This is a genomic window from Haloplanus sp. (genome assembly GCF_028275055.1).
Classification (GTDB): domain Archaea; phylum Halobacteriota; class Halobacteria; order Halobacteriales; family Haloferacaceae; genus Haloplanus.
This window is the reverse complement of the sequence record NZ_JAQCNJ010000049.1, coordinates 1-17,445: the sequence shown is the minus strand read 5'-3', so window position 1 is coordinate 17,445 and position 17,445 is coordinate 1. Positions and strand designations below refer to the sequence as shown.

Below are 17,445 nucleotides of genomic sequence, written 5' to 3'. Positions count from 1 at the left end.
GACACACTAACGGGGGATTTTCACGTAGAGGCGTGCATGTTCCACAAGGTCCTCGTTGCCAACCGGGGCGAAATCGCCGTCCGGGTCATGCGTGCCTGCGAGGAGTTGGGGATCCGAACGGTCGCCGTTTACAGCGAGGCCGACAAGCACGCCGGTCACGTTCGGTACGCGGACGAGGCGTACAACGTCGGGCCGGCGCGAGCGGCCGACTCCTATCTCGATCAGGAGGCGGTCCTCGAGGCCGCGCGCAAGGCCGATGCCGACGCGATCCACCCCGGATACGGCTTTATGGCCGAGAACGCGGCGTTTGCCGAGCGCGTCGAGGCGGGCGACCTCACGTGGATCGGCCCGCCGTCGGCGGCGATGGAGCGCCTCGGCGAGAAGACAAAGGCTCGGAGTGTGATGGCCAACGCCGGCGTCCCGGTGGTTCCGGGGACCGATCCGGTCGATGACCCATCCGCGGTCGAGGCGTTCGCGGACGAACACGGCTACCCCATCGCGATCAAAGCCGAGGGCGGCGGCGGCGGACGGGGGATGAAGGTCGTCGAAGCCCCTGACGAAATCGAGAAACGACTCGCAGCCGCAAAGCGGGAGGGCGAGGCCTACTTCGACAACGACTCGGTGTATCTCGAACGCTTTCTGGACGCCCCGCGACACATCGAGGTGCAGATCATCGCCGACCACCACGGCAACGTGCGCCACCTCGGCGAGCGGGACTGTTCGCTCCAACGTCGCCACCAGAAAATAATCGAGGAGGGGCCGAGTCCGGCCCTGTCCGACGACCTCCGTGAGCGGATCGGGGCGGCCGCCCGCGAGGGGATCGCCGACACCGACTACACCAACGCCGGCACCGTCGAGTTTCTCGTCCAGGACGGCGAGTTCTACTTTCTCGAGGTCAACACCCGCATCCAGGTCGAACACCCCGTCACCGAGTGGATCACGGGCATCGATATCGTCAAATCGCAGGTGCGCGTTGCCGCGGGCGAGGAGATCGGGTTCGAACAGGAGGCGGTGGAGATCGACGGCCACGCCGTGGAGTTCCGCATCAACGCCGAGAACGCGGCGGACGACTTTGCGCCCGCGACGGGTCGACTCGACACGTACGACCCGCCGGGCGGCATCGGCGTCCGCGTCGACGACGCGGTGCGACAAGGCGACGACATCGGCGGCGATTACGACTCCATGATCGCGAAACTGATCGTCCACGCCGGCGACCGCGAGGAGTGTCTCGCCCGCTCCGAACGCGCTCTCAGGGAGTTCGACATCGAGGGCATCCACACCGTTGTCCCGTTCCATCGGCTGATGCTCACGGACGAACGGTTCACGGCGGGCACCCACACCACGAACTACCTCGATCAGGACCTCGATCCCGGGCGCATCGACCGGGCGGTCGAACGTTGGGGGCCGGACGAGGAGACCGACGGGAACGAGAACGGGCACGAGGACGGGGACGTGACCGAACGCGAGTTCACCGTCGAGGTCAACGGCAAGCGATTCGAGGTGAACTTGGAGGAACGTGGCGCCCCCGAGATACCGACCGGCGGCGGATCGGGTGGCGACCGGATGGAGCGCCCCGACGCCGCCACCGCCGACGACGGCGGGGAGAAGGCCGTCGCCGGCGACGGCGAACGGATCGAGGCCGAGATGCAGGGCACGGTCCTTTCGGTGGAGGTAACGGCCGGCGACGAGGTGGCGGCTGGCGACGTCGTTCTCGTGTTGGAGGCGATGAAGATGGAAAACGACATCGTCGCAGAAAGCGGCGGCACCGTCTCCGAGGTGCTCGTGAGCGAAGGCGAGAGCGTCGATATGGGCGACCCGATGCTCGTTTTGGAATGACCGACACGCGCCGCCGTCTGCTCAATGCCCTCTCGGCGGCCGACGGGCCGGTGTCCGGGCCCACACTCGCCGACCGTCTCGGCGTCTCGCGGGCGGCCGTCTGGAAACACGTCGAGGCGTTGCGCGACGCCGGTTTCGAGGTCGAGAGCGAGTCGGAGGGGTACGCCGTCCGGTCGCTCCCCGACTACGGTGCAGCGGCCATCGCGTTCGGCCTCGACGCCCCCTACGCTGTCGAGTACCACGACCGCCTTTCCAGTACGAACGACCGGGCGCGAGAACTGGCGACAGAGGGTGAGACGGACACCGTCGTTGTCGCCGGCACACAGACGGGCGGTCGGGGGCGGCTCGACCGGTCGTGGCACTCCCCGCCTGGGGGCGTCTATGCGAGCCTGCTCTGTCGCCCGGACCGTCCCCCGGCGCATGCCCCCGTATTCACACTGGCGGCTGCGGTGGCCGTCACCCGCGCCTGTCGGGAGGTGGGCGTCGACGCGGTGATCAAATGGCCAAACGACGTGTTGCTGGGCGGCGACGAGCGGAAACTGGCGGGGATCCTGACCGAGATGGAGGGCGAGGCCGACCGCGTCTCGTGGCTGATCGTCGGGGTCGGCGCGAACGTCGACGTCGCCGCCGCCGACCTGCCGGACGGGGCGACGAGCGTCCGCGCCGCGGGCCACGGCGAGGGGTCGGAGGCCGTCGACCGGCGGCGCTTCTGTCAGCGGGTGATCGAGACGTTCCATACCCTCCGTACCGACCCCGAAGCGGTCCTGCCCGCGTGGCGGGAGTACGCCGCGACGCTCGGGCGGGCGGTCCGTGTCGAGACGCCCGCGGGTGTCGTCGAGGGCGAGGCCGTCGACATCCGGTTCCCGGGGTCGCTCGTCGTTTGTACCGACGGCGGGGAGCGTGTCGTCCACGCGGGCGACTGCGAACACCTCCGACCGGCCTAACCGTCGACGGGGACGGTCGTCACCGGAACCGACGACGCCCGGATGACGCTCTCGGCGACGCTCCCGAGCAACAGGCGGTCGATGCCACCGCGACCGTGGGTTCCCATCACGATCAGATCACAGCCCTCGTTTTCGGAGTACCGGACGATTTCCCGACTCGGATTCCCCTCTATCATGACGGTTTCAACCTCAACACTTGCGTCTTTCTGGTCGGCGAGTTCGTGGATCCGTGCGACCGCCGCCTTCGCGTCCTCACGGAGCAACCGATCGACGCGCTCCCACGACGACTCCATCGCCAGCCCGGCGTAGGAATCCGTACTGAGGACGTACAGTCCGTGGATGGTGGCGTCGTGGGTCGCCGCCTCTTCGAGGGCGTGATCGATGGCCCGCTCGACGCCGTCCGAACCGTCTGTGGGTACAAGGATGCGGTCGTACGATGCCATGGGTGTTGGTACCGCATGTCGTCACATAATTCTTCACACCTTCGCGGAACCCGACGGTCACCGGTGTCCCGGGCCGCTCGTTCGGCCCGTTCGAACTCCCGCCCGGGACGGTCCCCTCGACACGCGTCGGTCGTGTGGCCCGTTGGGCGCGTGGATCTACCCGAACTCGTCGAGCGTGGCGTCGAGTCCCCGGCGCACGTCGGAGACGAGCGCACCGTCGATGTCGAGGCCGAGGGTCCGAACGGCAGTCCGCCCAACCCGTTCGACGGCATTCGAGGGCGCGTAGACGCCGAACCGCCACTGGTTCTGGCCGGCCACGCGGAGCGCGCTCACGAGGGGCGACTGGTGGTCGAGCCGACGGACCTCGCCGTTGACGACGACCCGCGACGACGACTCCCGCATTTCGGGTGGTGGGGGTACGTCGACGATGACCGACCCGGGGTCGAGGTCGGCCGCCTCGGCCACCTCGTGTTCTAACCTACGTACGCGCTCCCGGTCCGCGGTCCGGAGCGACTCGGGCACGTCCGGGAGTTCGGCCCACACCGCCCGTTTGTAAAGGTCGCGCGTCGAGAGCCGGTCGGCGAACCCGGCGGCCGCGTCGGTGCGTCGGAGCGTCGCGAGCAGGTCGGCGTCGTCCCACCGCCGGACCGCCTCGGCGTCGTGTTCAGTCTCGTTGAGAAGCCGTTCGGTCGCACGGCGAAGCATCGCTTTGCCGATGCGGGCGACGTGGTGTTGATACACCGTCGGATTCATTAACGCCCGCGCGAGCAGGAGGCTCTCGGCCGTCTGGACGTTCCCCTCCCCGAGAACGAGTTCGCCGTCGACAAAGGTGAGCTCCCGAACCAGTCGGCCGTGGTCGATGGTGCCGTAGGGGACGCCGGTGTGGTGAGCGTCCCGGACGAGGTAGTCCATCCGGTCGACGTCGAGTTCGCCCGAGACGAGCTGGCCGTACCGCCCCTCGCCGGCGACGATGTCGGCGACCGCCGCGGGGTCCAGATCGTGGTCCCGGAGAACGGCGCCGACACGCCCACTCGCGAGAAGGTCGCCGACATCGTCGTGGAGCTTTCCAGTGTGCCGGTAGAGCAGCCGTTCGATGTTGTGGCTGAACGGCGGGTGGCCAACGTCGTGTAACAGGGCAGCGGCGCGGACCCGTTCGGCCGTCCGGCCGGCCACCCCGAGGTGGTCGAGTGCCTCGCTGGCCAGATGGTAGACCCCGAGGCTGTGCTCGAAGCGGGTGTGGTTGGCAGACGGGTAGACAAGCGAGACGGTGCCGAGTTGGCGGACCCGACGGAGCCGCTGTACCGCGGGCGTGTCGAGTAATGCCTCTGCGACCCCGGTCACCCCGATATGGTCGTGGACGCTGTCCTTGATCGTCACCATGGCGGTCCGTTGGCCGTCACACAGTATATATTTCCGCCCGGAGAGGCACACAGTTTTGTCGGTCCGTGCCGACCGGCGATCATGGCGACGGTCGAGATCCTCGTCTACGACGGCTTCGACGAACTGGATGCGATCGGCCCGTTCGAGGCGTTCGAGATGGCGGTCGACGATGGCGCATCCCTTGCGGTGTCGCTCGTGACCGTCGAGAGGCAAGCGCGCGTCACCGCCGCCCACGGCCTCCGAATCGACACCGACGGCGTCCTATCGGCCGACGATCCGCCGGACCTCTTGCTCGTCCCCGGAGGCGGCTGGAACGACCGCCGAGAACGGGGCGCGTGGGCAGAGGCGGAGCGAGGGGTTGTCCCCGACGTGGTCGCCGGCGTCCACGACGCCGGCGCGACCGTCGCGTCGGTGTGTACCGGCGGGATGTTGTTGTCACGGGCCGGACTACTGGCCGGGCGGCCCGCCATCACCCACTCCGGCGCGCTAAACGACCTGCGGGCGACGGATGCCGACGTCGTTGCGGCGCGGGTCGTCGACGACGGGGATGTGGTGACCGCCGGCGGGATCACGTCGGGACTCGATTTAGCACTCCACCTACTCGAACGCCTCGTGGACCGGGAAACCGCCGAAAGAGTGGCGCGAGGATTGGAGTACGACCGCCGGGACGACGTGTCGGTGTCGTGATCTGTCAGCCGAGGTGCCGCCGAATCCTCCCGCTGACCGACGAGTGCCCGTGTGAGTTGTTATCGTACGGTTCCTCAAAGCTTAACAGCATGCCAACTCATCATTACGATGGAGGTTACTTCAATGAGCTACGAACTGAACCCACTTCCGTACGACTACGACGCGCTGGAGCCACACATCTCCGGACAGGTGCTGACCTGGCATCACGACACCCATCATCAGGGCTACGTGAACGGCTGGAACAGCGCCGAGGAGACGCTCGAGGCGAACCGTGAGGACCACGACTTCGGCTCCTCTGCGGGTGCGATTCGGGACGTAACCCACAACGGGTGTGGGCATATGCTCCACGACCTGTTCTGGAACTGTATGTCGCCGGAAGGTGGCGACGAACCGAGCGGTGCGCTCGCCGACCGGATCGAGGAGGACTTCGGATCATACGAGGCCTGGAGAGGCGAGTTCGAGGCCGCCGCGGGCGACGCCAGCGGCTGGGCGCTGTTGGTCTACGACAGCTTCTCGAACCAACTTCGAAACGTCGTGGTCGACAACCACGACGAGGGCGCACTCTGGGGCTCTCACCCCGTTCTCGCGCTCGACGTTTGGGAGCACTCCTACTACCACGACTACGGTCCGGCCCGTGGCGACTTCGTCGACAACTTCTTCGAGGTCGTCGACTGGGAGGAGCCAAGCGCCCGCTTCGAGCAGGCTGTCGAGCTGTTCGAGTAGGAACGCGACGACCTGGCCGACACGCACGTTTTTTTACTAACGCCCGCGAGCGGCGGCGCTCCGACGGCAACGGTTTAGCGCCTGCGCCCGCTCGCTCCCGTGTGCCCAGACCCAAATCCGAGTTCGAAGGGATCTATCCCTGTGAGTTCTACGACCCCGAGGAGCTGCTCAACGGAGACGAGATGTACACGATCGGAGAGATTGCCCGCCTGTTACAGGGGCTTGACCCCGACGCCGACGTCGATGAGGGGACCGAGGCCGTCATCGTCGACTGGGCGGTTCCGTGGGTGATGGTCAACGCCGACGAGTTGGTTGTCGGCGAACCACCGACCGACGACGACCCCGGATACTACGGCCTACGGACGGAGTAGTCACCACTGTCGGGCGGCCTGCCCTGCGCGTTCGACCGTTGCGTAGGCGTCGGTCGTGACGCTCGGCCCGTGACCGGTGTGGAGGGCGGCGAGGGTCGGGTCGACCGCGTTCAACAGGCGGTCGATGCTCCGGATCAGCGTCCGGCGGTCCCCCTCTTCGAGATCCGTCCGTCCGAACGCGCCGTTTGCAAACACCAGATCGCCCGCGAAACACACCTCCTGTGTCGGCGCGTACAGGCAGACGTGGTCGTTCTTGTGCCCCGGCGTGTGCAGGACAGAGAAGTCGTCGTCGCCGAGACGAACCGTCTCGCCGAATTCGTGGTCGACGGCGGGATGGCTCGGATCGTACCCCCACGTCTCGACGCCGAAGGCCTCGCGGACGGCGTCGATGTTGCCGACGTGGTCCCGGTGGGTGTGGGTCAACACGACGGCGTCGAGGCCGTCGACCCGCGATGCGACCCGGGAGACGACGTCGAAGTTCGCGCCGGCGTCGACGAGGACCGTCCGGTCGCCGGTCACGAGAAAGACGTTGCTGGTGAAGTCGGTCACGTCGGCCGCGAGGTTCGTCACGTCGGTCATGTACCGATCTGTACCACCCCTTGGGGCTTGAACGGTTCGTCCGTGGCCCGTCCGCTCCCCGACGGCGGGCATGCCGGCGGCCTCAATCGGCGTGTGGCCGTTATCGCTCCGGCGTTCGAGCCACCCCCGTGGGTGTAAACGTCTCGCGTGCCGGTCGCTCGGCGACACCTCACCCGTCGGCGGTCCGGAACGCACCCATCGTCGTGCTCGCCGGAGCCCCGACCGAGTGGGTCGACGGTCGCCACCGTGTCGAGGGATGTCGGGCACGGTCCCCACCCATCCCGCCCACGACGGGGGCCGTTCTCGACGTGGTGTCGACCCCGACCACCGAAACCTCCCGACCCTTGAAGTAGCCCGCCGCCCCCGTCGAACGCATGGAGGTCCAACTGCTCGAGGCGACGTCGGATCCGGAGCGTGTGATCTGCTCGGCGGCGCGAAACGACTACCTCACGGAGTTCGTCGGCGACATCCCCTTCGAGGAGGCGATGGAGGGCATCGAGGGCGAGACGACACGCGAAAAGCGGGAGACGCTGATCGGCCGCCTGCTGGATCACGGCCACTTCGGCCCGTTCGAACACCCGCAGGCGACGTTCGCAATCAAGGGGGTCAGCCGGTCGTGTATGGCACAGATCACCCGACACCGCCACGCGAGTTTCGACATCCAGAGCATGCGCTATGTCTCCTTCGACGATGTAGACCCCGCGGACGTCGAAGAGGGGGCGCTGGTGGTGACACCGCCGTCGGCGACGGACCCCGAGTGGATCGGGCGCAACCAGTCGAGCGGTCCCGTCGACGAGGAGACGGTCGCGAAGCGCGAACGGATCTTCCGCGAGACGGTGCGCGATTCCGTCGAGTCCTACCAGCGACTGCTCGATCTGGGGATGCCGCCCGAGGACGCCCGGTTCGTTCTCCCCATCGGCACCGGAGTCAACATCGTCATGTCCGTCAACGCCCGGATGTTGATGCATATCGCGGACATGCGTGCCGCCGCCGACAGCCAGTGGGAGATCCGTGAGATGACCGAGGCCATCTTAGAGTTGGCCGCCGACTGGTGTCCGATCACCTTCGATCACTACGAGAAGCGGATGAAGGGACGAAAGAACCGCCTCGCGCCCTGAGGCGACCGCCCCGAGTTATTTCCGTGTTTGTGTAATAGTGACACTCATGGTACAGAAACCGGTCACGCCCGGCGAGACACACGTCCTCGTCATAACCGAGTTGGGAGCCGAGGGCGACGGCATCGGCTACGTCGACGACTTCACCGTCGTCGTCGACGGGGCGACCCTCGGCGAGACGGTGCGGGTCGAGATCACGGAGGTGGGACCGACGTTCGCCCGTGGCGAGGTGGTCGACAGCGAGTTCGGCTTCGACTGACGGGGACAGCGGCTTCAGTGTGGGGTATAAAAAACGGCCGATGAGTGACGCAACCACCCTGTACGATCTGCTTGCGGACGGTGACGACATCACGGTTGTCTGCCACAACAATCCCGATCCCGACTGCCTGTCGAGTGCGTTCACGCTCTGTCGGATCGCCGCCGCCGCCGGCACCGACGAGTCCCGGATCCTTTACAGCGGCCAGATCTCACACCAGCAGAACCGCGCGTTCGTCAATCTGCTCGGCATCGATCTCGAACCGTTCGACTCCGAGTCGGTTCGTGACAGACCAGCCGGCTCGTTGCTTGCCTTTGTCGATCACTCGGTCCCGGGGGCGAACAACGAGGTGCCAGAGGGGACGCCGGTCGATATCGTGATCGATCACCACCCCGCAGAGGGGATCGAGGCCGATTTCATCGACCACCGCGAGGAGATCGGTGCGACGGCGACGATTCTCGCGGAGTACGTCACGGAACTCGAAACAACGGTCGAGGTGGAGGTGGACACGCCGCTCGCGACGGCGCTCACCTTCGCGATCCGACGGGAGACGCTGGGGTTTCTGCGGGGAACGACGACCGCCGAGTACGAGGCCGTCACCGCGCTCCACGACCGGATCGATGCCGACCTGTTGGATCGGTTGTCGACCCCGTCGGTCAGCGGCGCGACGGTCAACGCCGTCGCCGACGCCATCGGCAACCGCTCGGTCCGAGGGTCGACGCTCGTCACCCACGTCGGCTACACGAGCGAGCGTGACGCACTTCCACAGGCCGCGGACTATCTCGCAACGCTCGAGGGCGTCGAGACGGCGGTCGTGTTCGGTCTCGTCGACGACGCCATCCACGTCAGCGCCCGGTCGACTGACTCGCGAATCCACGTCGGAGACGCACTCGATGACGCCTTCGCGGACGTTGGCAGCGCCGGTGGCCACCGCGAGATGGCCGGCGGCGAGATTCCGCTTGGCATCTTCGCCGGCTACGCGGCCAGCGACGACGACGACGCTCTGATCGACATCGTCGAACGGGTCGTCACGGCCAGACTCGACGCCGCCCTCGGGTTGGACCGGGCGGAGGAGTGACTCAGAAAGCCCAGCGCCGTCGGACAACGGAGCCGGGACGCCAGGCGGAACCCGTTTTACCGCCCCCCACCAACGCCCGGCCATGCGGCTTACCTTTCTCGGCACCGGCAGCGCGATGCCACTCCCCGACCGGGTCCAGACCGGGCTGTTGCTCGAACGCGACGACCGTCGACTGCTCGTCGACGTCGGGTCGGGCGTCCTCAACCGACTCGCGGCCACCGACGCGGGCTACGAGGGTGTCTCGACCGTTCTTCTCACCCACCATCATTTGGATCACGTGTCCGACCTTCTGCCGTTGTTGAAAGCGCGGTGGCTTGCCGGCGAGACGAGGTTGGAGGTGGTCGGTCCGGCCGGAACGAAAGCCCACGTCGACGCCCTGTTGGACGCCTACGCCTACCTCGATGGCCGGGTCAACCTCCGGGTCCGCGAGGTGGGTGCCCACGACTTTTCGGTCGCGGGCTTCGACGTGACCGCCCGCGGGACGCGTCACTCGATGGACGGCCTCGCCTACCGCTTCGCCGGGGAGGACGGCGAGGGTGACCTCGCGATCAGCAGCGACACCGAGGCGTTCGAGGGGATGGCCGCCTTTGCCGATGGGGCCGCCGTGGTCGTCCACGACTGCTCCTTTCCCGACGGTGTCGACGTCTCGAACCACCCGACCCCGACGACCCTCGGGGAAGCCCTCGCCGGCCACGAGTACGGCCGTGTCTATCTCACTCACCTCTACCCCCACACCCAAGGGCGACACGACCGGATGCTGGACGCCATCGAGGGCCGCTTCGACGGCGACGTGCGCTTCGCTCGCGACGGCCTGCGCGTGGAGTGTTGAGTGCCTCGGCACCGCCGGCCGGCGTGCCCGGAGCGAAGTGCAAGCCGACGGCGTCGGCGCACGCTCAGTCGATCCGCGTTCCCACCCGGTCGCCGGCGAGAAAGGCAGAAAGATCGTCGCATCCGAAGACAAAGGCCGGGGCGTCGAGGCCGAGAAGCGTCCGCACCTTGCCGGCCATCCCCCCGGTCACGTCGGTGGCGTCGCTTCCGTTGAGAGCGTCCGCCACGGAGTCGAAGTCGTCGATGCGGTCGATCACGTCGCCCGCCCCGTCGTAAACGCCGTCGACGGTCGAACAAAGGCCCACCCGGTCGGCGTTGAGGCCGGTCGCCCAGTCGACCACGATTTCGTCCCCGGAGACGACCGTCGTCCCCTGGCCCTCGTGGGCGATTACGTCCCCGTGGCTGACCGGGACGACGCCCTCACCGAGCATCGTCCGCGCGGACGAGAGCGACAGGTCGAGGGTCGCGCCGGCGTCTCGCGCGCCGGCAGAAAGGGGGTGGACCGGGAGCGCGCCCACGCCGCGGTCGTGGAGACGCGAGAGTACGAACCTGTTGAGCGTCGTCATCGAGCCGTGAATCTCGAGGGCCGCGCCGGCGTCGGCGGTCCCCTCCTCAACGGTCACGCCGTGTTTCTCGGCGTAATGATGGCCGAAACTCCCCGCACCGTGGACGAGTGCGAGGTCGGTGCCGTCGCCGACGGCGGCCGCGACGGCGTTGGCCGCCGCGTCGAGAGCCGCACCGTCGAGTGTCTCCGCCCGTTCTTTCTCGGTGATGAGGCTCCCACCGAGTTTGAGAACGGTCGTCATTCCAGCCTCCGGACGCCGTCGGTCGCCAGTTCGGCGCGAAACGCCTCGTCACAGCCCGGCGTGAACCGGAGTGCGGTCAGCGTCTCGGGGGTGGGATCGAGCGCAACGATACACCCCCCACCGCCCGCACCGGTGAGCTTCGCGCCGTGCGCGCCGGCCTCGCGAGCCGCCCACACCATGCTGTCGAGCGACCGCGACGAGACGCCGAGTGCCTCGAGCAGACCGTGGTTGAAGTCCATGAGCCGACCGAGTTCGACGAGGGTGTCGGCGTCGGTGTCGACCTCGGGGTCGAGCAATCGCTCCCCCGTCCGGACGATATCGCCGATGGCGGTTACGGTGTCGTCCGCGAAACCGTACTCCGATTTGAGCGCGCGAACCCCTGCGACGAGTTCACCGGTATCTCCCGCCCCGCCGTCGAAGCCAACGACAAAGGGGAGGTTCGGCGTCTCGATGGCTCGACAGTCGTCGCCTTCGATTCGGACGGCTCCGCCGACGGCCGAACAGAAGGTGTCGGCCCGCGACGCCTGACCGTCCTGTACCATCGATTCCGCCCGGTAGGCGCGGTCCGCGACCGCCTCGGCCGAGAGCGGAGCCCCAAGCGCCCGCGTGGCGGCGTCGATACCGGCGACGGTCACCGCCGCCGACGAGCCGAGCCCCGCGCCCAGCGGAATCTCGCTCTCGACGGTGATGTCGAAGCCGACACCGGGGGCGTCCGCGGCGTCACGGGCCTGTTCGACCGCTGCGTCGATGTAGCCCATCGCCGCCTCGACAAGCGGTGCCGGCACGTCGACATCCGGCCGGTCGTCGGTCGACCCGGCGTACTCGACGGTGAAGCCGTTGAGACTGAGATCCGACGCTCGGACACGGACGTGGTCGTCGTCGCGCCGCTCGACGGTGACCGTCGCCCGGCGTTCGATGGCACAGGGGACGGCGGGTTCGCCGTAGACAACGGCGTGTTCACCGAAGAGATACACCTTGCCCGGCGCACTCGATACCGTCATATCCGTCTCTACCGGGCGGCCGTCGGTTAAGCGGTCCGGATGGGAGTCCGGGGACGCTACTCGTCCGGGTCGGGGAGTTCTTCGAGTTGCTCGAGTTCGTCGATTTCCTCGCCGCCCCCGAGAAGCTTCGAGACTGCAACGGCGAGAACGACGAGGCCGCCGACCAGAAGGAGGAGTTTCCCGGCCGTACGGGCGAGTCGCCCCCCGGCGTCGTCGCCGTCGGCGTCGCCGTCGCCACCGGACACGCCGGGTGCCGACCCCGTGGCCGCCCCGGTCGCGCCGTCGGCGGAGGTCCGGGAACCGAGCCGAACCGCGCCGTCACGGAGGTGAAACTCCAGAAGCGTGAATTTCGTGTCTGCCATACAATGGGTACACCGACCGTGGACTTATCGGTTGTGACACCCGTCCGGGCACAACCCACTTTATTCTCCGCGCCAACTACGGACCGATGGACCGGTCGCAGGGATCCGACCCGTTGGCGGGACTGGAGCTACCGAGCGGCGTCGACGCCGGGGCAGCGGTCGACGCCGACGTGCTCTCCCTTCTCGATCCGGCGGTCCGGGAGTGGTGGGTCGACCGGTTCGGATCGTTCGTCCCCGAGAACGGCGGCTTCTTTACCCCGCCACAGCGTGAGGCCATCCCGCTGGTCCACGAGAAGCGAAACGCTCTCATCTGTGCGCCGACGGGCAGCGGGAAGACGCTTGCCTCCTTCACCGCCATCATCAACGAACTGTTCGGGCGGGAGCGCGGGGAGGGACTCGACAACGCGGTGTACTGTCTCTACGTGTCGCCGTTGAAAGCGCTCGCGAACGACGTGGAACGGAATCTCTCGGACCCACTCGATGGCATCCGTGACCGGTTGGCCGACCGCGGCGAGTCGACGGCGGTGCGCCACGCCACCCGTCACGGCGACACCGACGACGCGACCCGCCGGCGGATGCTTGAGGAGACGCCCCACGTGCTCAACACGACGCCGGAGACGCTCGCCATCCTGCTCAACTCGCCGAAATTCCGCGAGAAACTCCGGTCCGTCGAGTACGTCGTCGTCGACGAGATTCACGCGCTGGCGGCGAACAAGCGCGGGACCCACCTCTCGGTCTCCTTGGAACGGTTGGAGAAACTCGCCGACGGCTCCCCGACCCGGATCGGCTGCTCGGCGACGGTGGAACCGTTGTCGACGATGGCGGAGTTTCTCGTCGGCTACGAGAACGGCGAGCCACGCGACTGCGAAATCGTCGATGCTCGCTTCGCACGCGAGTTCGACCTCCGGGTGGAGTGTCCGGTCGATGACCTCGTGGGGACGCCCAGCGAGGCGATCCGGGATCGCTTCTACGACCGTCTCGACGACCTCGTTGCGACCCACACCAACACGCTCGTGTTCACGAACACGCGATCCGGTGCCGAGCGGGTGTTACAGGCACTCAGAAACCGGTTCGGCTACGACGACACGGACTCGGCGTGCCACCACGGCAGCCTCTCGGCCGACCGTCGGCAGGCGGTGGAGAACGGACTCAAAAGCGGCGCTCTCGACGTGGTCACAACCTCGACGAGTCTCGAACTCGGCGTCGACATGCCACACGTCGATCTGGTTGTTCAGGTCGGCTCGCCGAAATCGGTGGCGGCGCTCCTCCAGCGGGTCGGGCGGGCGGGCCACCAGGTGGGACAGGTCGTCGAAGGCCGGGTGATCGCGCTGGACCGCGACGACCTCGTGGAAACGGCGGTGATGGCCCGCGCGGCCGAGGCCGGGTTCGTCGACCGCGTGTTCGTGCCCGAGAACGCCTACGACGTGGCCGCACAGCACGTCTACGGCATGGCCATCGCCCGGATCCGTCCCGAACGTGAGGTGCGGGCGATTCTCCGTCGGGCCTACCCCTACCGCGACTTCGACGACGAGCGGTTCGAGACGCTGTGTCGCTACCTCACCGCCGACTACGAGGGGTTGGAGGAACGGAACGTCTACCCGAAGATCTGGCGGGACCGCAACGACCCGCCCGAGGGCGACCACCACCACCCCGAGTTCGACGTCGGCACGCGGCTGATCGGCAAGCGCGGCCGCCTCGCACGGATGATCTATCTGACCAACGTCGGCACTATCCCCGACTCGTTTGCCTGTGACGTGTTCGTCCGGGGCGAGGACGCGTGGGTCGGGGAACTCGATGAGGACTACCTCGACACACTGGAGACGGGCGACGTGTTCGTTATCGGCGGCGACCGCTTCGAGTTCCGCTATCGCCGGGGATCGAAGGTGTACGTCGACCGGACGAGCGCCCGCCCGACCGTGCCTTCGTGGTACTCCGAGCGCCTGCCGCTCTCCTACGACCTCGCCCGCAAGGTACTCGCCTTCCAACGCGACCTGCTCAACCGCCTCGATGTCGGTGGCCCACCCGCAGTCCGGGATTGGCTCCGCGGATCGCCGCTCTCCGAGCGGGCGGTGCGGGCGCTGACCCGCCTCTACGACCAGCAGGTCGCCTTTGCCGGAGCCGAGAGCGTGTCGACGCCGGACCGGATCGCGGTCGAGGAGGTTCGCGACCGCGGGGAGTACCGCCGGCGCTACTACGTCCACACCGTTTACGGCCGTCGGTTCAACGACGGCCTTTCTCGGCTCGTGGCCGCGAGATGCGCAAACGAGGCGACGGCGAGTGTCACCGTCGCCGTCGCGGACAACGGGTTCGTCCTCTCGATGCCGCTCAACCGCCGGATCGACGTGCTCGGACTGCTCCGAGGCCTCGACCCCGACGACGCCCGGGCCGATCTTCGGGCGGCGCTCCGAGGAACCGACCTCCGGAAGCGTTACTTCCGCATCGACGCCACACGCGCCCTGATGATCCTGAAGCGGTACAAGGGAACGGAGAAATCCGCGGCCCGCCAGCAGGTCGAAAGCGAGACGCTTCTTTCATTGGCCGATGATCTCGACGACTTCGCCGTGATCGAGGAGACAGACCGCGAACTCCTCGAGGACAAACTCCACGCTGCAGGGATCGTCGAGGTGCTCGACGGCATCCGGTCGGGGTCGATAGAGGTAGTCGGGTCGACCGTCGAGACCCCGACCCCGCGGGCGTTCGGACTGGCGACGCTCGCCGCGACGGACACCGTCATCGCGGACGACGAGAGCGCCGCCCTCCGGACGTTCCACGAGCGGGTACTGGCCGAAATCGAAGGCGAAAACTTGGATGAAGCCGGGAGCGGTGATCCCGGAGCGTCATCCCTCGACGAGTAACGTGTTCAACGCGTCCGAGACGACCAACACGCGGCTCCCGGGGTCGACGGCGTCCTCGACGCGGTCGGCGGCGTGCATCAGACACGCCTCGACGACATCCGGACGTTCCGCGTTCGTGACGTACACCTCGGCGTCGCGGAGGGCACGAGCAACGACAAACGCTCGCTGTGCGCCGGGGTCGTAGCCCGACCGCATCGACTCGTACAGCGTTTCGGGAGTCATCGCCGACCGCAGGCGGTCGTAGAACCGGCGCTCGCCGGTGCCGTCGCCGGCCCCTTCCTGTAGGCGCGCGGGGAGAACGACCCGCCCCCCCGAACGGACGGGGTTATGATCGCCCAGAAGCAGGTAGGTCGCGGCACGGGTCGTCTGGTAGAGGTTCGCGTCCTTCGGCGCGCCGACGCCGCCGATCACGGCGTCGTAGGTGTCGGTTTCGTCCATCGACACGGACAACGCCGCCCGCGCCGTTGCCGCGAGATCGGCGACCACCTCGCGGGGTCGGCCGGCGCTCGCGTCGAGAATGCCCGACGGCCCCTTCGTCACGTTCAAACAGAAGTCGAGACCAACGGCGTCGCCCGCACGGTCGACCGTCTCGCGAAAGGGGTTGTCGTCGATCCGACCGAGTCTGACGCCCGGGTCGGCCAACACGTCCGGACCGTGGGTGTAGCCGATCAACGAGTCGTCGCCGGCACCGATGGCGACGGTCTTTGCCCCGCCGGAGAAGCCGGCGTACTGGTGGGGTTCGACCATCCCGGTCGACAACACGCGGTCCGCGTCGGCGACGAGGGGGTGGACCCGGACCGGTACGGTGTCGTCGCCGACACCCCGGACGGTTCCCACCTCGATGGCCGCCTCGGGGTCGTGGTTCACCGCGAGGTCGGCGTACGCGCCCAGGTTCTCGCGGAGTTCGGCGTCGGTCATCGGGCGGTGGAGGCCGAGACCGACCAGAATCGACAGGCTGTCGCGGTCGACCGGCAGACGTTCCATCACGGCATCGACCAGCGTGCCATCGGGCGTCGCCCGGGTCACGTCCGTCACGACGACGGTCACGTCGTCGCCAGGGTCGACGAGTGTGGAGAGTGCCGGTCCGTGTGGGTCGTCGAGAGCGGTCCGGGCCGCCGTCGCGGGGTCGACGGCCGTCCCGCCGGGTCGCTCGACCGTCCGCACCTCGCAGTCCGGAAGCGATCCCTCGACCGTTCCGGCCCCGAGGGGAAGTCGCATACCACCATGTCCGGCACGCGCCCGCCTCAACCTGTCGGCCACCGGGACGGCCGCCGGCGGTTTCGCCGTTGTCTCGTTTTGTCATGTGGTATGTAAGTGTGAAAAAATCATATGACGAACCGCGCCGTCGGTGCTGGTATGACGCGGCACAAACCGCATGTGGCAATCGACTGCTACGTGCGGGCCTCGGCGGCTCTGGATCAGGTCGACGACCTTCTCGAAGCGGTCCACGAGTACGCCGACGCGGGACTGGTCGACGGGTACTCCATCGATATCTGGCCCGATAGGATCCGTCTGGGAGACACAGAGGGGAGCGCGGCGGTGATCGACGACTACGAGCGATTCCGAGCGTGGGCCGACAACGACGGTGTCTCGCTCGAACCGGCGTTCGAGCATCGGACCCGAACGACGATGGCCGGTGATGATCCGGACGCGTTTCTCGTGCTTCCCGTCGTGTGTCTGGCCGTCCGGGTCGACGGCGACCTCGTCACCGTCGCCCCACACACCACCGACACGACGGCCTACACCGCCGCGGACGCGCTCTCTGACGTGGAGTCGTTGCTCGACCAAGACGGTCGGCCGGCCCGGGTGTTGGAAGACCTGCCCCCGGACCACCCCGTCCGTACTGCGCTCAAAAAGGGAGGCGAGCAGTCCGGGACAGAGCCCGACGAACGACCGACCACGGAGCAGTGAGGCGACCCTGGAGCTGTCGGAGCGAGACGCCGCCGCGTCACCGCCGTGCCCAGTCCAGCATCCGGGCGTAGAACGGCTCCGACTCCAGTGCCTCGGTGTCGCCGACGAGGACGAGCGCCTTTTTCGCCCGGGTAAGCGCGACGTTCACACGACGCGTGTCCTCGAAGATCGGCCCATCCAGCTCGTTCGTTGCAACAAAGGAGACCACCACCACCTCGGCGCTCGACCCCTGGAAGCGGTCGACGGTGTCGACGGCGACATCGACCCGGC

General features: G+C 67.6%; 19 protein-coding genes. 11 read left to right on the top strand and 8 right to left on the bottom strand.

Annotation, left to right across the window (positions count from 1 at the left end):
• The first annotated feature begins 36 nt into the window (after positions 1-36).
• Together Q0925_RS06660 and Q0925_RS06655 are read left to right on the top strand one after the other, a co-directional pair.
• Entirely contained in the window at positions 37-1,836 is a 1,800-nt protein-coding gene (locus tag Q0925_RS06660) for an acetyl-CoA carboxylase biotin carboxylase subunit (protein WP_299333151.1), read from the top strand.
• A complete protein-coding gene (locus Q0925_RS06655) occupies positions 1,833-2,780 on the top strand; it encodes a biotin--[acetyl-CoA-carboxylase] ligase (RefSeq protein ID WP_299333149.1) in 948 nt (315 codons plus the stop codon). The genes Q0925_RS06660 and Q0925_RS06655 overlap by 4 nt, the downstream gene beginning before the upstream one ends.
• Here the strand turns inward: Q0925_RS06655 and Q0925_RS06650 are convergent.
• Both Q0925_RS06650 and Q0925_RS06645 read right to left on the bottom strand, forming a co-directional pair.
• Positions 2,777-3,223 (bottom strand): universal stress protein, encoded by a 447-nt coding sequence (locus Q0925_RS06650; protein WP_343218109.1) that lies wholly within the window; start codon positions 3,221-3,223, stop codon positions 2,777-2,779. The two genes, Q0925_RS06655 and Q0925_RS06650, sit on opposite strands and share 4 nt — an antisense overlap.
• 156 nt (positions 3,224-3,379) lie before the next feature.
• Positions 3,380-4,603 (bottom strand): HD domain-containing protein, encoded by a 1,224-nt coding sequence (locus Q0925_RS06645; protein ID WP_299333147.1) that lies wholly within the window; start codon positions 4,601-4,603, stop codon positions 3,380-3,382.
• An 81-nt stretch (positions 4,604-4,684) separates the two neighbouring features.
• Here Q0925_RS06645 and Q0925_RS06640 point away from each other — a divergent pair, with 81 nt between their 5' ends.
• The 3 genes from Q0925_RS06640 (at position 4,685) to Q0925_RS06630 (ending at position 6,384) form a co-directional block, all read left to right on the top strand.
• Positions 4,685-5,290 (top strand): DJ-1/PfpI family protein, encoded by a 606-nt coding sequence (locus tag Q0925_RS06640; RefSeq protein WP_299333145.1) that lies wholly within the window; start codon positions 4,685-4,687, stop codon positions 5,288-5,290.
• Positions 5,291-5,413: 123 nt separating this feature from the next.
• Positions 5,414-6,013 (top strand): superoxide dismutase, encoded by a 600-nt coding sequence (sod, locus tag Q0925_RS06635; RefSeq protein WP_299333143.1) that lies wholly within the window; start codon positions 5,414-5,416, stop codon positions 6,011-6,013.
• Positions 6,014-6,114: 101 nt separating this feature from the next.
• On the top strand, positions 6,115-6,384 hold the full coding sequence (locus Q0925_RS06630) for a DUF5827 family protein (RefSeq protein ID WP_299333140.1): 270 nt from the start codon (positions 6,115-6,117) through the stop codon (positions 6,382-6,384).
• Here the strand turns inward: Q0925_RS06630 and Q0925_RS06625 are convergent, their stop codons facing one another.
• Positions 6,385-6,963: an MBL fold metallo-hydrolase gene (locus Q0925_RS06625; RefSeq protein WP_299333138.1), complete on the bottom strand. Its 579-nt coding sequence runs from the start codon at positions 6,961-6,963 to the stop codon at positions 6,385-6,387.
• 374 nt (positions 6,964-7,337) lie between these two features.
• Here Q0925_RS06625 and thyX point away from each other — a divergent pair, with 374 nt between their 5' ends.
• The 4 genes from thyX (at position 7,338) to Q0925_RS06605 (ending at position 10,241) form a co-directional block, all read left to right on the top strand.
• Positions 7,338-8,081 (top strand): FAD-dependent thymidylate synthase, encoded by a 744-nt coding sequence (thyX, locus tag Q0925_RS06620; protein WP_299333136.1) that lies wholly within the window; start codon positions 7,338-7,340, stop codon positions 8,079-8,081.
• Positions 8,082-8,127: 46 nt separating this feature from the next.
• Positions 8,128-8,337 carry a TRAM domain-containing protein gene (locus Q0925_RS06615; protein WP_299333134.1) on the top strand — a complete coding sequence of 70 codons (210 nt, stop codon included), beginning with the start codon at positions 8,128-8,130 and terminating at the stop codon, positions 8,335-8,337.
• A gap of 40 nt (positions 8,338-8,377) precedes the next feature.
• Positions 8,378-9,412: a DHH family phosphoesterase gene (locus Q0925_RS06610; protein WP_299333132.1), complete on the top strand. Its 1,035-nt coding sequence runs from the start codon at positions 8,378-8,380 to the stop codon at positions 9,410-9,412.
• An 82-nt stretch (positions 9,413-9,494) separates the two neighbouring features.
• A complete protein-coding gene (locus tag Q0925_RS06605; protein ID WP_299333130.1) occupies positions 9,495-10,241 on the top strand; it encodes an MBL fold metallo-hydrolase in 747 nt (248 codons plus the stop codon).
• A 64-nt stretch (positions 10,242-10,305) separates the two neighbouring features.
• On the opposite strand, the gene Q0925_RS06600 is transcribed toward Q0925_RS06605, so the two are convergent.
• The 3 genes from Q0925_RS06600 to Q0925_RS06590 are packed head-to-tail and all read right to left on the bottom strand — an operon-like array spanning position 10,306 to position 12,409.
• Positions 10,306-11,046 (bottom strand): isopentenyl phosphate kinase, encoded by a 741-nt coding sequence (locus Q0925_RS06600; RefSeq protein ID WP_299333127.1) that lies wholly within the window; start codon positions 11,044-11,046, stop codon positions 10,306-10,308.
• Complete coding sequence (gene mvk / locus Q0925_RS06595; RefSeq protein WP_299333124.1) at positions 11,043-12,047, bottom strand: mevalonate kinase; 1,005 nt, start codon at positions 12,045-12,047, stop codon at positions 11,043-11,045. The genes Q0925_RS06600 and mvk overlap by 4 nt, the downstream gene beginning before the upstream one ends.
• 56 nt (positions 12,048-12,103) lie before the next feature.
• On the bottom strand, positions 12,104-12,409 hold the full coding sequence (locus tag Q0925_RS06590) for a hypothetical protein (RefSeq protein ID WP_299333121.1): 306 nt from the start codon (positions 12,407-12,409) through the stop codon (positions 12,104-12,106).
• Positions 12,410-12,495: 86 nt separating this feature from the next.
• Between Q0925_RS06590 and Q0925_RS06585 the strand changes: the two genes are divergently transcribed.
• Positions 12,496-15,264, top strand: a complete 2,769-nt coding sequence (locus Q0925_RS06585; RefSeq protein WP_299333118.1) for an ATP-dependent helicase — start codon at positions 12,496-12,498, stop codon at positions 15,262-15,264.
• On the opposite strand, the gene Q0925_RS06580 is transcribed toward Q0925_RS06585, so the two are convergent.
• On the bottom strand, positions 15,247-16,482 hold the full coding sequence (locus tag Q0925_RS06580; protein WP_299333115.1) for a lactate racemase domain-containing protein: 1,236 nt from the start codon (positions 16,480-16,482) through the stop codon (positions 15,247-15,249). The genes Q0925_RS06585 and Q0925_RS06580 overlap by 18 nt on opposite strands.
• Positions 16,483-16,620: 138 nt before the next feature.
• Here Q0925_RS06580 and Q0925_RS06575 point away from each other — a divergent pair, with 138 nt between their 5' ends.
• The gene (locus tag Q0925_RS06575) at positions 16,621-17,175 is read left to right on the top strand and encodes an HTH domain-containing protein (protein ID WP_299333112.1); all 555 of its coding nucleotides are present in this window, start codon (positions 16,621-16,623) and stop codon (positions 17,173-17,175) included.
• Between the two features lie 37 nt (positions 17,176-17,212).
• Here Q0925_RS06575 and Q0925_RS06570 read toward each other — a convergent pair.
• A partial coding sequence (locus tag Q0925_RS06570; RefSeq protein WP_299333109.1) for a C-terminal helicase domain-containing protein occupies positions 17,213-17,445 on the bottom strand: 233 nt, incomplete at its 5' end.

Coding starts and splice junctions, on each gene's coding strand:
- Q0925_RS06655 (WP_299333149.1), top strand. CDS start 1,833: ATGACCGACACGCGCCGCCGTCTGCTCAATGCCCTCTCGGCGGCCGAC.
- Q0925_RS06605 (WP_299333130.1), top strand. CDS start 9,495: ATGCGGCTTACCTTTCTCGGCACCGGCAGCGCGATGCCACTCCCCGAC.
- Q0925_RS06650 (WP_343218109.1), bottom strand. CDS start 3,223: ATGGCATCGTACGACCGCATCCTTGTACCCACAGACGGTTCGGACGGC.
- Q0925_RS06660 (WP_299333151.1), top strand. CDS start 37: ATGTTCCACAAGGTCCTCGTTGCCAACCGGGGCGAAATCGCCGTCCGG.
- sod (WP_299333143.1), top strand. CDS start 5,414: ATGAGCTACGAACTGAACCCACTTCCGTACGACTACGACGCGCTGGAG.
- Q0925_RS06580 (WP_299333115.1), bottom strand. CDS start 16,482: ATGCGACTTCCCCTCGGGGCCGGAACGGTCGAGGGATCGCTTCCGGAC.
- Q0925_RS06615 (WP_299333134.1), top strand. CDS start 8,128: ATGGTACAGAAACCGGTCACGCCCGGCGAGACACACGTCCTCGTCATA.
- Q0925_RS06610 (WP_299333132.1), top strand. CDS start 8,378: ATGAGTGACGCAACCACCCTGTACGATCTGCTTGCGGACGGTGACGAC.
- mvk (WP_299333124.1), bottom strand. CDS start 12,047: ATGACGGTATCGAGTGCGCCGGGCAAGGTGTATCTCTTCGGTGAACAC.
- Q0925_RS06640 (WP_299333145.1), top strand. CDS start 4,685: ATGGCGACGGTCGAGATCCTCGTCTACGACGGCTTCGACGAACTGGAT.
- Q0925_RS06600 (WP_299333127.1), bottom strand. CDS start 11,046: ATGACGACCGTTCTCAAACTCGGTGGGAGCCTCATCACCGAGAAAGAA.
- Q0925_RS06625 (WP_299333138.1), bottom strand. CDS start 6,963: ATGACCGACGTGACGAACCTCGCGGCCGACGTGACCGACTTCACCAGC.
- Q0925_RS06575 (WP_299333112.1), top strand. CDS start 16,621: ATGACGCGGCACAAACCGCATGTGGCAATCGACTGCTACGTGCGGGCC.
- Q0925_RS06590 (WP_299333121.1), bottom strand. CDS start 12,409: ATGGCAGACACGAAATTCACGCTTCTGGAGTTTCACCTCCGTGACGGC.
- Q0925_RS06645 (WP_299333147.1), bottom strand. CDS start 4,603: ATGGTGACGATCAAGGACAGCGTCCACGACCATATCGGGGTGACCGGG.
- Q0925_RS06585 (WP_299333118.1), top strand. CDS start 12,496: ATGGACCGGTCGCAGGGATCCGACCCGTTGGCGGGACTGGAGCTACCG.
- thyX (WP_299333136.1), top strand. CDS start 7,338: ATGGAGGTCCAACTGCTCGAGGCGACGTCGGATCCGGAGCGTGTGATC.